The 14,142-nt window shown below is 66.0% G+C and carries 10 protein-coding genes and 1 tRNA gene; 6 read left to right on the top strand and 5 right to left on the bottom strand.

Annotation, left to right across the window (positions count from 1 at the left end):
• The first annotated feature begins 72 nt into the window (after window positions 1–72).
• The 5 genes from EMB92_RS06455 to EMB92_RS06435 all read left to right on the top strand — a co-directional run bounded on the left by EMB92_RS06455 (window position 73) and on the right by EMB92_RS06435 (window position 7,022).
• On the top strand, window positions 73–996 hold the full coding sequence (locus EMB92_RS06455) for a DMT family transporter (RefSeq protein ID WP_150394201.1): 924 nt from the start codon (window positions 73–75) through the stop codon (window positions 994–996).
• Between the two features lie 517 nt (window positions 997–1,513).
• Window positions 1,514–2,944, top strand: a complete 1,431-nt coding sequence (locus tag EMB92_RS06450) for an alpha/beta hydrolase (protein ID WP_150394200.1) — start codon at window positions 1,514–1,516, stop codon at window positions 2,942–2,944.
• 8 nt (window positions 2,945–2,952) lie between these two features.
• Window positions 2,953–5,601 carry a bifunctional lysylphosphatidylglycerol flippase/synthetase MprF gene (locus tag EMB92_RS06445; RefSeq protein WP_190973591.1) on the top strand — a complete coding sequence of 883 codons (2,649 nt, stop codon included), beginning with the start codon at window positions 2,953–2,955 and terminating at the stop codon, window positions 5,599–5,601.
• Between the two features lie 10 nt (window positions 5,602–5,611).
• Window positions 5,612–6,598, top strand: a complete 987-nt coding sequence (gene msrA / locus EMB92_RS06440; protein ID WP_150394199.1) for a peptide-methionine (S)-S-oxide reductase MsrA — start codon at window positions 5,612–5,614, stop codon at window positions 6,596–6,598.
• Window positions 6,599–6,689: 91 nt separating this feature from the next.
• Window positions 6,690–7,022, top strand: a complete 333-nt coding sequence (locus tag EMB92_RS06435) for a putative heavy metal-binding protein (RefSeq protein ID WP_150394198.1) — start codon at window positions 6,690–6,692, stop codon at window positions 7,020–7,022.
• A gap of 247 nt (window positions 7,023–7,269) precedes the next feature.
• Here the strand turns inward: EMB92_RS06435 and EMB92_RS06430 are convergent, their stop codons facing one another.
• The 5 genes from EMB92_RS06430 to tgt all read right to left on the bottom strand — a co-directional run bounded on the left by EMB92_RS06430 (window position 7,270) and on the right by tgt (window position 11,388).
• Window positions 7,270–7,677 (bottom strand): HepT-like ribonuclease domain-containing protein, encoded by a 408-nt coding sequence (locus EMB92_RS06430; RefSeq protein ID WP_223847602.1) that lies wholly within the window; start codon window positions 7,675–7,677, stop codon window positions 7,270–7,272.
• A complete protein-coding gene (locus EMB92_RS06425; RefSeq protein ID WP_150394197.1) occupies window positions 7,677–8,243 on the bottom strand; it encodes a nucleotidyltransferase domain-containing protein in 567 nt (188 codons plus the stop codon). Before EMB92_RS06425 ends, EMB92_RS06430 begins: the two co-directional genes overlap by 1 nt.
• 320 nt (window positions 8,244–8,563) lie before the next feature.
• Window positions 8,564–8,649, bottom strand: a tRNA-Leu gene (locus EMB92_RS06420).
• A 343-nt stretch (window positions 8,650–8,992) separates the two neighbouring features.
• Window positions 8,993–9,973, bottom strand: a complete 981-nt coding sequence (locus tag EMB92_RS06415; RefSeq protein ID WP_150394196.1) for a nitroreductase family protein — start codon at window positions 9,971–9,973, stop codon at window positions 8,993–8,995.
• 47 nt (window positions 9,974–10,020) lie between these two features.
• On the bottom strand, window positions 10,021–11,388 hold the full coding sequence (gene tgt / locus EMB92_RS06410) for a tRNA guanosine(34) transglycosylase Tgt (protein WP_223847601.1): 1,368 nt from the start codon (window positions 11,386–11,388) through the stop codon (window positions 10,021–10,023).
• 563 nt (window positions 11,389–11,951) lie between these two features.
• Between tgt and EMB92_RS06405 the strand changes: the two genes are divergently transcribed.
• Complete coding sequence (locus EMB92_RS06405) at window positions 11,952–14,072, top strand: S1C family serine protease (protein ID WP_150394195.1); 2,121 nt, start codon at window positions 11,952–11,954, stop codon at window positions 14,070–14,072.
• The last annotated feature ends 70 nt before the right edge of the window (window positions 14,073–14,142 follow it).

Below are 14,142 nucleotides of genomic sequence, written 5' to 3'. Positions count from 1 at the left end.
TATCCGCCTGAAACTGATAGTTCGTCATCACTAACTACCCCTCAGGCCTGCAATGAGGGCTATGCTGTTGGCATGAGTGAGAAGAGCAGGGGCGGGCGCGCTCCCACATTCGAACGCACGCCGAAGGACCTGCTGGTCGGCGCCGCGCTGGTGCTGGTCGGCGGCGTCATGTGGGGCTGCAACGCCACGGTCTCCAAGGAGCTGATGGGCAGCTACCACGTCGATCCGATGTGGCTCGCCTGCGTGCGCGGCCTGCTGGCCGGCATCCTCTACCTTGCCGTGGCCGCCGTACGCACGCCGCAGCTCCTCACCGGCGCGCTGCATGAGCGTCGCGACTGGCCCCGATTCCTCGCCTGCACACTGGTGTGCGTGCTGCTGGTGCAGGTCGCCTACCTGTCCACGATCGACTGGACCAACGCGGGCACGGCCACCGTGCTCCAGGCGCTGAACCTGCTGTTCGTGCTGGCGTTCATGTGCATCCGCGGCCGCCGATGGCCGGACTTACGCGAGGGGATCGGCGTGGCGCTCGCCTTCGTCGGCACCACGCTGATCGCCACCGGCGGTGACCTGTCCACGTTGAAGCTGCCGGCCATGGGCCTGATCTGGGGACTCCTCAACGCGGCCGCGACCGCCGCGATGGGCATCATGCCCGTCCGTATCATCGCCCGCTGGGGCAACATGGTCGTCAACGGCGTGACGTTCACCCTCTCCGGCACGATACTGCTGTTCGTCGTCCGTCCATGGGCCCACATGCCCTCGTTCGACGCGTTCGGCCTGTTGCTCATGGCCTACACGGTGCTGTTCGGCACGTTCGGCGCGTTCGGACTGTATCTGGCGGGCGTGATGCGCATCGGCGCCATGCGCGCGACGATGCTCGGCACCGTCGAACCGGTCGCCGCCACCGTCTCCTCGGCCCTGTTCCTCGGCGCGATCTTCACCCCGACCGATCTGGTCGGTTTCGTGATGATCCTCGTGATGGTCTTCCTCGTGCGCTAGCCGCGCATCCCCGATGTCCGCGCATCGAATGATCGATGACCATGGATTGGTCTCATCTTCCGTATTCATCAACGTAGCGACTATGGTCGGGGGTGCCGGTCGGTCGGCTTGTTTGTGCCGTCCGGCAAACGGAGGTACGCCAATTGGTTTCCTGTCGCCAATCCGTGCCCCCATCGGGCCGGGCTGGCGATCTGGAACCCGCCAATCCGCTATTTCAGGGGCGAAGCGCTGTGCACATTGTGCGCTTCGTCCCTGTTATTCTTCTTCGCTCCTTGTGCAGGATCAACCGTAAGGATGATATTCACATAACTTCGAGTTATGTAAACTTGCCGTGAAGGTCACGGGATTTCCCCTGATTTCTCGAATCGCGCGTTAGGCTACCGTGCGCGTAAGGAACGTACGGGGGAGAGGACTTGTCATGGGTATCGGTATGCGTGCCGTCGCGGTGACATCGTTTGCGGTGGCATCACTTGTGACGGCATTGCCTGCGGCGGCATCATCGCTGCCGTCAGAGCTGATGCAGACATCCCTGGTCCGAGGCGCCCTGCCGATGACGGTGTTCTCCCTGACCGCGCTCGCAGGCGTCGCGCTGCTTGTCATGCTGATCGCCGCCGCAATCCGCCGAGCCGCGCCCGTGCCCGCCCCCGCATCCGCGCCCACCCCCGCACTGATCGCCGTCCCGCTGCTCGCGGCCGTCGCCTCCGGCATCCTCGGGCTCATCGCCGCATGGCTCGTCTCCGACGTGTTCATGGTGTTCGGCGTCTCGCTCGGATGGCCGGTCATCATCACCATTGCCTGCGGCATCGCCGGACTCGGCTTCCTCATCGCCGCCATCGTCGTCGCGAACCGCCGCCGCGTGCCCCGCACTGTCACGCGTCGTGTGATGCGCGCGCTCGCCGCCGTCCTCGTGCCGCTCGCGCTCGCCTCGACCGGGCTGCGCGTCGACGCGATCTACGGCGAATACCAGACTGTCGGCAGCCTCGTCGGCTACAGTCCGTACGCGTCGATCGACAGCATCACCGTGCATCGCGCGTCCATGACCGTCGAGCAATGGCGATCCCGCGCGCGTGCGCATCGACTGCCGTCCATGCCGGACGCGACCGCCGGCAGAATCGTCACGGCCGACATCCCGAACACGCGTTCGCGGTTCCACGCCCGCCGCGCGATGGTATACCTGCCGCCGGCGGCGCTCTCCCCGACGCCGCCGCGACTGCCGGTGATGGAACTGCTCGCCGGACAGCCCGGATCGCCGGGGCGTCTCGTCGCGGCATCCGGAATCGCCTCGATGATGAACGCCTACGCCGCCGCGCACGACGGCCTCGCGCCCATCGTCGTGGTACCCGACCAGAACGGCGCGGACTCGCTCAACAGCCTGTGCGCCGACACCTCGCAGGGCAACGCCGAAACGTATCTCACCCGCGACGTCGTCGATTGGGCGAAACGTCGCCTCCCGGTCGCGAAGACTCCGCACATGTGGGCGATCGGCGGCTTCTCGCAGGGCGGCACGTGCACGACGCAGCTCGCGCCGCGCCACCCCGACCTGTACGGCGCGATGCTGCCCGTCGACGGCGAGCTCAAACCCACCAACGGTTCCGTCGCCGACATGACGAGGAACTACTTCCGGGGGCGGCGAGCCGACTACGACGCGCAGGTGCCGGTCAACGCGCTCGCCAAGCTCGACCCGGGCGAGGCGAACGGACTCGCCCTGTTCGCGGGCGCAGGCGCACGCGACGTCGAATCGGTGCGCAACATGCGCACGATCGCCGCCGCCGCGCGCAAGGCGGGCATGAGCGAGGTGACCGAGATCGTCGTGCCCGGCACCGGCCACGACTGGCATGCGGTCACGGCCGTGTGGCGGCCGGGCGTCGACTGGTTCGGAGCGCGCACGGGGCTCGGCGACATGACGAAGGAACTCAAGGACTATCCGCAAGTGGAGGTGCAGGAATGACGGAGGCTATGAAGACATCACATACCTCGCTCGCGTGGCACGCGCTTATCGGCGACGCCCGCCGGTGGAACGCCGCGCATCGTTTCGCGGTCGGCGCGACCCTCGCGTTCGTGGCCGTGAACATCGTGGCGTGGATCGTGGCGGCGATCACCGGCTTCGATTTCCCGCTGCGACTGCGCACCAGCATGGCCGAATTCGACTACGGCAAGCTGCTGTGCTCGCTGTTCCTCACGCGAGGCGTCGTCCAGCTCGTCATCGACGCGATGCTGTGGCTCATCATGCTGTCCATCGCCGAACGATGGCTCGGCCGCGCGCGCACCATCCGCATCGCCGTCGCGTGCGCGATCGGCGGCGTGATCGTCGGCATGGCGATGTGCTGTGCGACCGGTGCGCTGCTGCACGACACGCACATCGTCGAACGCATCCGATTCGCGCTGAGCCCGCTCACCCTGCCCGTCGGCGCGCTGATGGCCGCCAGCGCGTACTGCACGCATCTGTGGCGTCAGCGCATCCGACTCGTCGGCTACGTGGCGATCGCCGTCACGCTCCTGTACAGCGGCAATCCCGGCGACTACTGCATCCTCGCCGCCGCGATCATCGGACACGCGGTCGGCGTGGTCATCCGCCAGCGCGAACGCCGCCTCCACGCGTTCGACGCCGTCGAGACCGTCAGAACAGCCGATACCGTCGAAACCACCGAAACCACCGAAACCGTATCCGACGGCGACACAGTCGAAACGCACTGGCACTGGCTGCGCGGCACCTCATACGAGGCGCGACGCCTGTACGCGGCCATCGCCGTCGTACTCGCGCTCGGCCCGGTCATCGCCATCACCTCGCACAGCCATGCCGGCCCGCTCAGCACGCTGGGACTCATCATGAGCCCGGTCGCGGCCGACAACGCCACGCTCGCCCGATGCATCGCCGGCAGTACACGCGCCGACTGCTTCTTCCAATTCGACCTGCTGCGCACGTCGATGCCCGGCGCGGTGCTGCGCTCGCTGCTGCCCACCGCCGTCACGCTGGTGCTCGCGTGGGGACTGTACCGCGGCCGCCGGTTCGCCGCGCTGCTGTCCATCGCGGTCAATCTCGTCACTGCGGCCATCGCCGTCGCCTACTACGTCGTCGTGCCGCTGGGCGTCGCGCCGGACGGTCTCGTCTCGCTCGTCGACCACGGCGCGCTCGCCGCATGCGTCGCGAACGTGCTGCCGCCGTGCGTGTTCGCCATCGCGCTGGCCGTCGGACTGAAGCATTTCCCCGTGCGCGTGGGATGGCGGCGACTGGCTGGCGGCGTCGGCACGATCGCGATCGCCCTGCTCGCGTGCGTCGCCGTGTATCTGCTGTACGGCCTCGCGCGGCCGGCCGATTTCGCGCCGCACGCGACGGCCGCGGCGCTCCTCGCCGAACTGCCCGGCCGCTTCCTGCCGATCGGGTTCCTCAGCCACGTGCGACTCGCGTTCGTGCCGGTCACGCCGCTCGCGTCCGTCGTGTATCAGGGCGTGGGACTCGTGTTCTGGATCGTCGTGCTCACCGTCGTCGCGCGATGGATGGGTGACGTGACGGCGGTCGACGAGCGCGCCCGCGCCCGCGCGGAACGGCTCGTCGAGGCCGGCGGCGAGTCGATGAGCTTCATGACCACGTGGGAGGGCAACGAGTACTGGACGTCGGATTCCGGCAGATCGGCCGTCGCCTACCGCGTGTGGGGCGGTGTGGCGCTCACCTGCACCGGCCCGTTCGGCGATCCGCGCGAATGGGACGACGATCTGGTCGCCTTCTCGCGCTACTGCGCCGAACGGTCGCTGACCCCCGCGTTCTACGCGGTGCATCGCACGCAACGCGACCGACTGCTCGCGATGGGATGGCATTCCATCGAAGTCGGCGGCGAAATGGTCGTCGACCCGCGGCAGTGGAAGACGACCGGCAAGAAATGGCAGGACATCCGCACCGCCATCAACAAGGCGAAACGACAGGGCGTGACCGACGTGTGCTCCACGTTCCTCGAGGCGCCGCTCGACGTGCGCGAACAGATCGAGGACATCTCCGAGGAGTGGGCGCAGGGCAAGGCGCTGCCGGAGATGAAATTCACGCTGGGCGGCGTCGAGGAGCTGCGCGACCCGCGCGTGCGACTCCTGTACGCCGTCGACCCGGACGGCATCGTGCTCGGCGTGACCAGCTGGCTGCCCACGTGGCGCGACGGACGGATCGTCGGCTGGACGCTCGACTTCATGCGTCATCGCCCGGACAGCCCGAACGGCGTGATGGAGTTCCTCATCGCACGCATGGCCGAACGGCTGCGCGACGAAGGGGAGGCGGCACCGGAGACGGCCGTCGAGTTCATGAGCCTGTCCGCCGCGCCGCTGGCCGGCATGAACCCGGAACGCGACAACACGCTCCCCGGCGACGACACGCGCATGGACGAGGGCATCAAGGTGCTGCAGCATGCGCTCCAGCTCGTGGCCGACTGGATGGAACCAGCCTACGGATTCCACTCGCTGTTCAACTTCAAACGCAAGTTCCAGCCGAGCGAGGAACCCGTGTACGTGTGCTACCCGGACGCGGCGAAACTCGCACAGATCGGCCTGGCCGTGACGCACGCGTACGTGCCGTCCGTCACGCCCGGCGAGATCGCCGGCATGCTCAGGACGCTGCGCCGGTAGTCTGGGGCGTATGACTGATACGACGACTGATACGAACATCGCCTACTTCGCCGGAGGCTGCTTCTGGGGCCTCGAACGCTACTTCCAGAACGTCGACGGCGTCATCGACACGACCGTCGGCTACGCGCAGTCGACCGTCGAGAACCCCACCTACGAGCAGGTCTGCTCCGGCGCGACCGACGCGGCCGAAACCGTGCAGGTCACGTTCGACCCCTCGCGTGTGACCCTGCGCACGCTCTCGCTGCTGTTCCTCGAGGTGATCGACCCGTTCTCCGTCGACCGCCAGGGCAACGACACGGGCCGCCAGTACCGCACCGGCATGTTCTTCACGTCCGAGGCGCAGCGGCACGTCTACATCGCCGCGATCGAACAGCTCATCGACCGCCAGCCGCAGCGTCCGGCCGTGCTCATCGAGCCGCTGCGCAACTTCTACCCGGCCGAGGCGAACCACCAGGACTATCTCATCCACAACCCCGGCGGCTACTGCCACATCCCGCTCGCCGCGATCGCGAACGTGAAGCGCCGCCAGAAGTACGTCGACCGCATCTGGGACCTGACGCTCGAACAGTTCGCGGTGACGCAGAACGCCGCCACCGAACGCCCGTTCGTCAACGAATACGACCACACGTTCGAGCCGGGCATCTACGTGGACATCGTCAGCGGCGAGCCGCTGTTCTCCTCACGCGACAAGTTCGACTCTGGCTGCGGCTGGCCCGCGTTCTCGCGCCCCCTGCGCGCCGACCTCGTCACCGAGCACGAGGACGATCGCGTGCCCGGACGCCCGCGCATCGAGATCCGCACCGCCGACACGCAGATCCACCTGGGGCACGTGTTCGAGGACGGGCCGGCCGACCGCGGCGGCCTGCGCTACTGCATGAACAGCGCCTCCCTGCGCTTCGTGCCGCGCTCGCGCATGGCCGAGGAGGGCTACGCCGACTGGATCCCCGCCGTCGACGGTGCCGAGGGTGTTGAGGGCGCTGAGGGTGCTGGTGTCTGATTGACGGGACTCCCGTCGATCAGGAGGGACGCGGGCTAGGGGCTAGACTGGAATCGTGACAGGCAGCAAATAAACGGCAAGGAGGCCAATCATGATTCTCGTCACCACTACGCCGTCGATCGACGGATACGTCATCACCAACTATCGGGGCATCGTGTTCGGCGAGGTCGTCGCCGGCGTGAACATGCTCAAGGACATCGGCGCGAGCTTCCGCAACATGTTCGGCGGGCGCAGCCAGGGCTATGAGGAGGAGCTGACGAACGCGCGCAACGAGGCGATCGCCGAGATGCAGCAGCGTGCGGAGGCGCTTGGCGCGCAGGCCGTCGTCGGGGTCGACGTCGACTACGAGGTGCTCGGCGCCGACGGATCGATGCTGATGGTCACCGCCTCCGGCACCGCCGTCAACATCGCCCGCCAAGGCTGAGCAGGATCCGGCCGGCGGCCTGACCCGGGTAACGACACATTCCATGGCGCACGTCCCGGTGCATGTCCCGGTCCCCGGCATACGGAGAAACCCACGGAACCGTTGGTTTTCCAACGTCCCCGTGGGCTTCTCCTTACTGAACCCGGATTTCGGGAAAGCAAAAGGGCTGGAACCTTGCGGTTCCAGCCCTTGACTGCTGGTGCGAGCGACAACCAAGCTTGAACTTCCGCAGGACTGATACGCGGTCTCACGTTTCGCGCAGGATGGCCGCCACAACCGGCCGAAGTCGCGTGGCCAAAGCCGGCACATCCTGCGTGACCGTGTCATATAAGGATTCGACGTCGATCTCGTCGTAATCGTGAACCAGCGCGTTGCGCAGCGCTCGCAGCTCCGCCCATGGCAGATTCGGCATGATACGACGATAATCCTCCGACAGCCGGCGCGCGCATTCCTGCGCCTGCGTCATCTCCATGGCGACCGAGTTGAACCGCACGCGATCCGCGAACAGGTCGTCGGGAGAATGGGTCGTGCTTGCATCCTCGACAGCGTGATCGAGGTGCTCCAGGAGACGGATCAGTGTGGTCTGGTCGCGGAAGAGTTGGTCGTCATGGCGGCGCTCATTATGGTGATATTCGTGTTGCGGTCGCGGCATCATCACGCCACCTTGATCATGTCACGGGAGATATGCTCGAGGAACCGACGACTGGCCTGACTGCGCTGTGCGCTGCGCAGCAGTGAATCGTAGGATGTCAGCGATACTGTGCGGCCGATCGCCGACTCCAATTCGGCGGTGAGCCGTTGCATCGTCATCATGGAATGCGACGCGCCGGATTCGAGGCGATAGAGCAAGTCCACGTCCGAATCGGCACGGGCGTCACCTCGCGCCGTCGATCCGAACACGTACATGTCGGCGATGCCGTACCGCTTCGCAATGCCGGCGACGATCGCCCTGATCAGTGCGATCTCGATCGGGCTGGATGATGATTCAGGCGTCGGCTCAGGCGTCGGCGAGGCGGATGCAGGGGATTCGGATATTCCCGTGTCGGCGGCAGTGAGGTTCCTGAGGGCGATTTCGTATCGTTGCAGGAAGTCCTGCGTTGGATTGCCCTCCCGTTCCGTGCGGGACACCGCCGACTGCGTGGTTCCCATAGACGCGGCCACATCACTTTGGCTGATATGAGCCAGCACGCGTTCCGTACGCAGTTCGGTAATGCTTTTCATGGATTAAATATAGCATATGTGATATATGGATGGACGGGACGATCGAACTAACAGCCGACACGCCGACAGCGTACGCGGATAAGACCCACGTTTCTTTACTTACTCGTTTCTTTACTTACTCGTTTCTTTACTTACCCGGCTCGGAATGACGGCGCATCCCAGGCGCATGTCCCGTGCTCCGGAATGCGGAGAAGCCCACGGAGCCGTTGGTTTTCCAACGTCTCCGTGGGCTTCTCCTTACTGAACCCGGCTTTCGGGACTGAACCCGGATTTCGGGAAAGCAAAAGGGCTGGAACCTTGCGGTTCCAGCCCTTACTTGCTGGTGCGAGTGGGGGGAGTTGAACCCCCACGAGCATACACTCACTGCCACCTGAAGACAGCGCGTCTACCATTCCGCCACACTCGCGAACAAGCAGATAACTTAGCACTACTTCGGCGCCAAACGCAAATCCGAAGCCTCATCGGCGTGTCGCGGCTATTATGGCCCCTATCTCGGCCCTCTCTAGTGAGGGGGCCGTCAGCGCGGCGGGCGACGAGCACGACAATCCCCTCGTTCTCGACCCCCTCTGACGGGACGTTGCCGTATGGCAAACGGCGGAGCTGTTTGTAGGCAACGTGCGAGCCGACAGGTGAGTCAGATAGTGTCGCGCATAGCGCGTCCGCAATTGCGGGACGGGCTGTCAGCGAAGCTGACTGGGGGAGAGATAAGAGCTCCAGAAATGGACGATTGCGCAGTCCCGAGATCATCCCTAGCGCCACTCGACCTTATGCGGGGCTGCGCCGATCTCGAAGTGGTACTTGGCGCAGCCGAGGCCGACGTGGGCGAACAGGCCGTCCAGCGCCTCGGCGGTCACCTCGCCATCGTCGGAGCCACCATCGCGCCCGTCACCGAGATGCAGCGTGAAGTGGAACGGCTGCTGGCTGAGCGACGTCGGCGCCTTCATGGCCACCTCCATGCCGGCAAGGAACCAGTCGGGCGCATTGGCAAACGAATGGTTTGCAAGCGCGGCATCGCCGCTGCCATCAGCATGCTGGTCAGCCTTGCCGACCGACTGCACGACATCGGTTCTCTCCGTCACGGAATCGACCACCACGCTCGCCAGCTCCTCGATCGGCTTGGTACGGCGACGGCCGCCCGGGCGCGCACCGTGTCCGAACGCGATCACCCACACCACCGACTCGCCATCGCCGAGCGTCCACCACGCATCGGCCGGATCGACGTTCTCCGCGCCATCCAGCACGGCCCACGACGTCTCCAACCCGAGTTGCACGGCGCGCAGCACGAGGCGCTCGCCGTAGTAGCCGACGCGCTCCTGCAGATCCGCGGCCTGAGCCGACACCGGCGTCCCCTCCGCGTCCTTGAACGACTGAAGGGTGGTCGCTATTGCTGGCGTGGCGGGCGCAGCGGGCACAGCGGACGCGGCGTCACGGTTGACTCGGGAGTCGGTCTCCGCTGAGACTGCTGTCGCAACCTCGCCGTCGCCGTCACTGCCACCCGCCACCGCGCCGATCAGCGCGATCGCATTGTGCACGCCCTTGAATCGTCCGTAATGCGTCTTCAGCCCGAGAAACGCATCGTCCAATCCCGCAGCCATCTGGATATGCAGTCCCGACTCGGCGTTGCACGCGTCGATCTCGGCCTGCAGCTGCGCCAGCACATCCGGCGCGACCGGCTCGTCGGCGTACGCGCGGATCGCGTGCCGCGCATCGATCGCCTCAAGAAGATTCATCGTCACTCCTGCTCCTTCAGCTTCTGCGTCTTGACCGTCTCGACCGATCACTTGCCGTAGAAGTGGGCCAGCGACTCGTCGCGGAACTCCTCGAAGTACCCGCCGTCAATCGAATCGCGGATATCGTCGAGCAGCTTCACGAAGAACCGCTCGTTGTGGATCGTCGCAAGCGTGAACCCGGTGAACTCGCGCGCCCGCAACAGATGATCGACGTACGCGCGCGAATAGTTACGGCACGTGTAACAGTCGCAGCTCTCCTCGAGCGGGCCGAAATCGAACTTGTGCTGCGCGCGCTTGATGTTGTAGCGGCCGTGACGCGTGTAGATCGCGCCGTTGCGGCCGCATCGCGCCGGCGCCACGCAGTCGAACGTGTCGCCGCCGTTCTCGACGCACGCGAAGATGTCGTCCATCTCCGCGATGCCCAGCACGTGGCGCGGGCGGCTCTCCGGCATCGCGTCGCAGATCCACGCGCACGTCTCGCCGATGATGCGCTTCTCGATCGCGCCGCCGATACCCACGCCGTCGAAGTCGAGCGACGCGATCTGCTCGGCCGCGTGACGGCGCAGATCCTCGTAGTTCGCGCCCTGCACCACGCCGTACAGCGCCTGATATGGCTTGCCGAGGCGCTCGGCGGTCAGGCGCTCGTGCTCGGCGACGCATCGCTTCGCCCAGCGGAACGTGCGCTCGACCGACTCCTCCTGGTACGAGCGCGTGTTCATCAGCGTGGTCAGCTCGTCGAACGCGAACATGATGTCCGCGCCGATCTTGTGCTGGATGCCCATCGAGATCTCGGCGGAGAAGCGGTGCTGGTCACCGTTGAGGGGCGACTTGAACGTGACGCCGTCCTCGTCGACCCACGCCATGCGCTCCTTGCCCTTGGCGATCACGTCGTCCGACTTCATGCCGGTCACGTCCATCGCGAGCGTCTTCTTGAAGCCGACGCCCAGCGACATGACCTGGAAGCCGCCCGAATCGGTGAAGGTCGGGCCGTGCCAGTTCATGAATCGCCCGAGGCCGCCGGCCTGATCGAGCACGTCCTCGCCGGGGCGCTCGAACAGGTGGAACGCGTTGGACAGCAGGCACTGCGCGCCGAGATCCTTCATCGACTCGGGCAGGACGGCCTTCATCGCGGCCTGCGTGGCCACGGGCACGAAGGCGGGCGTGCGGATGTCGCCGTGCGGGGTGTGGATGATGCCGGTGCGGCCGTAGCGCGCGCCGCCCTTGCCCTTGCCATCGGCGGCGTCGGACAGACGCGTGATGGTCTCGAAATGGAACGCGGATCGGTCGCCGGGTTTGCCGGTGGCGGCGCCGAGCGGGTGCAGGTTGAGGTCGGTGGCGGCGGTGGCGTCGCTGGTGCTGCTATCGCCGCCGTTTGCCAGGGCGGTGACGTTGAGATTCGTGGGAATGTCGGTCATAGCTTCACTTTAGGCGAACAAGGGGATTGAGATGAAGTGTCGGTTGGGTCGTTGGTCGGGTGGTTGGTTCTTGCTTGGGTGCGTGTGCGGTCGTGCTCCGGGGCTGCGAGGAGGGCGTAGCGTCGTGGGGGATGGGGCGAAGCGGCCGTACTGGGGATGGAACATGGCGAAGGAACAGGCAGGTTGCGGGCAAATTGCAGGTATCTGCGTTACGAGGGGTACTTTGAAAGCTTTGCGGACATCTATCTCGCTTACGTGGGGTACCTCATGCAGGTATAAGGGCCCCAAAATGGCTTGATCGTCACGAAGGTTGGCCGTTTGTGAGGTTGTATACCTGCGGCAAGTACCCCATGTAAGCGAGATAGATGTCCGCAAAGGCGGCAAAGTACCTCTCGTAACGCAGATATGCGGAAAGTCGGGAGAAGATTCACTCATCACTTCCAACAAACGTTCAGGAAACTTCCAGAGCCGGAGCTTTTACTCTTATTTAGCAATACGAACCGGCGGCGAGATTGCTGAAGAGAAACCCCGAAGCCGCTGGTCATATGAAGGAGCACACGATTATGGCTGATGAGCAGAACAACTGGGCCCCGCAGGGCGACCAGAACGCGCAGCCGCAGCGCGACACGCAGGAAACGCAGCACATCCCGACGCCGGCAGGCGCTGATTCCGTCAAGGCCGCGGGCGAGCAGCCCACCGAGACGATCTCCCCGGTTGCCAGAGAACAGGGTGCGGCCGACTCGGCCTTTGGTACGACCGGCGCGGCGGCTGGCAACGGTGCCGCGGTCTCCGGTGCGAATGCCGCCGGTGCCTCCAACGGTGAACTGAAGCCCGACTACGCCTCCGCCGCCGGCGAGCAGACCGTGGTCTCCTCCAGGCCGGTCTCGGCGGCTTCGGCCGCTTCGTCGGCTTCGGCTTCCCGGCAAACGCCGACTGCCCAGCCGACCCCGACCTCGACTTCGTCGGCCGAGCAGCCCGCGTACGGTCAGTACCGTCCTGCGCCGGAGTACGGCGCATACGGCCCGGTCCCGACCGCCGCGCAGCAGCAGGGTGGCCAGGCTCAGGCTGGTCAGGCCAACGGCCAGCCCGGCCCGTTCGGCGCCGCCGCAGGCCAGAACGGCCAGAATGGCCAGAACCCGCAGGGCCAGCCGCAGTACGGCCAGCGTTCCGGCTCGATCTTCGGTAACTCCAACCCCTTCGCCTCCAACAACCCGTTCGCCTCGCCGAACCAGGGCGCCGGCAACGGCGCCAACGGCAACGGCGGCAACGGTTCCGGCAACCCGTTCGGCGGCTTCCCCCCGTTCGGCGGCAACGGCAACAACAACGGCAACGGCGGCCAGCCCGGCGACCCGAACCAGCCGATCGACCCGAACCAGTTCAACCAGCCCGGCGCCAAGTCCTCCAACGGCGTCGGCCGTCTCGTGGTCACCGGCGTGGTCGCCGCGCTCGTCTCCGCCGCCCTGTGCCTCGGCGTCGGCTACGCGGCCATCACCTCCGGCGCGGTCCGCGTCGCAACCACCAGCTCCCTGACGAACGTCGACTCCAGCAAGTCCTCCTCCGGCTCGGCCACTGCCAAGACCGGCGAGGCGCCCGACTGGCAGGCCGTCGCCAAGCAGGTCTCCGGCTCCGTGGTCGCCATCCAGACCCAGCTGTCGAACGGCACCGCCAAGGGTTCCGGCGCGATTCTCGACAAGGACGGCCACATCGTGACCAACAACCACGTGATCTCCGGCGCGCAGAAGATCCAGGTGACGTTGTCCAACGGCCAGATGTACTCCGCACAGATCGTCGGCACCGACACCACCACCGATCTGGCCGTGATCAAGCTCGACAATCCGCCGAGCGACCTCAAGACCGTCACGTTCGCCGATTCCGACGAGCTCGCGGTCGGCGAGAACATCATGGCTGTCGGCAACCCGCTCGGCTACGACGACACCGCCACCACCGGCATCGTCTCCGCGCTCAACCGCCCGGTGACCGTGATGGATGACAACAACAACGACATCGTCACCAACGCCGTGCAGATCGATGCGGCCATCAACCCCGGCAACTCCGGCGGCCCGACGTTCAACGCGGCCGGCCAGGTGATCGGCATCAACTCGTCGATCGCCTCCACGTCCAGCTCGTCCTCGTCCAGCTCGGCCGGTTCGATCGGCATCGGCTTCGCGATTCCGTCGAACCTCGTCAAGCGCGTCGCCGACGAGATCATCAAGAACGGTTCGGTCAAGCACGTGGCGCTCGGCATCACGATCACGTCCGACACGGTCGAGGCCGACGGCGTGACCCGCGCCGGCGCGAAGATCACCAAGGGCGCCACCGGTTCCGCGGTCGTCTCCGGTTCCCCGGCCGACAAGGCCGGCCTCAAGGAGGGCGATACGATCGTCGCGTTCAACGGCAACGCGGTGGGCAGCAACGCCTCCCTGCTCGGCTTCGTGCGCGCGGCCGCCCTCGGCGACAAGGCGACGCTGACCATCGTGCGCGGCGGCAAGACGATGGACGTCGACGTGACGCTCGACCAGCAGGAGCAGTCTGTCAACGGCTCCAACCGCTCCGAGTCGAGCAACGGCAGCAACGGTAGCGGCAACAGCCAGAACAACGGCGGCAACGGCTACGGTAACGGCAGCGACGGCAGCGGCAACAGCGATGGCGGCAGCGACAGCTTCGGCTTCCCGTTCGGCTGGTGATAGCTGACATCATCCTCGGTGGCCGGCCCGCGGAAGCAGACGGTCCTGAGGAGTAGCCGACGGATAACGG

The organism is Bifidobacterium callitrichos (assembly GCF_008698085.1).
Taxonomy (GTDB): Bacteria; Actinomycetota; Actinomycetes; order Actinomycetales; family Bifidobacteriaceae; genus Bifidobacterium; species Bifidobacterium callitrichos.
This window is presented reverse-complemented; position numbering and strand designations above follow the sequence as displayed.

Coding starts and splice junctions, on each gene's coding strand:
- EMB92_RS06405 (WP_150394195.1), top strand. CDS start 11,952: ATGGCTGATGAGCAGAACAACTGGGCCCCGCAGGGCGACCAGAACGCG.
- tgt (WP_223847601.1), bottom strand. CDS start 11,388: ATGACCGACATTCCCACGAATCTCAACGTCACCGCCCTGGCAAACGGC.
- EMB92_RS06450 (WP_150394200.1), top strand. CDS start 1,514: ATGCAGACATCCCTGGTCCGAGGCGCCCTGCCGATGACGGTGTTCTCC.
- EMB92_RS06435 (WP_150394198.1), top strand. CDS start 6,690: ATGATTCTCGTCACCACTACGCCGTCGATCGACGGATACGTCATCACC.
- EMB92_RS06430 (WP_223847602.1), bottom strand. CDS start 7,677: ATGATGCCGCGACCGCAACACGAATATCACCATAATGAGCGCCGCCAT.
- EMB92_RS06455 (WP_150394201.1), top strand. CDS start 73: ATGAGTGAGAAGAGCAGGGGCGGGCGCGCTCCCACATTCGAACGCACG.
- EMB92_RS06425 (WP_150394197.1), bottom strand. CDS start 8,243: ATGAAAAGCATTACCGAACTGCGTACGGAACGCGTGCTGGCTCATATC.
- EMB92_RS06415 (WP_150394196.1), bottom strand. CDS start 9,973: ATGAATCTTCTTGAGGCGATCGATGCGCGGCACGCGATCCGCGCGTAC.
- msrA (WP_150394199.1), top strand. CDS start 5,612: ATGACTGATACGACGACTGATACGAACATCGCCTACTTCGCCGGAGGC.
- EMB92_RS06445 (WP_190973591.1), top strand. CDS start 2,953: ATGAAGACATCACATACCTCGCTCGCGTGGCACGCGCTTATCGGCGAC.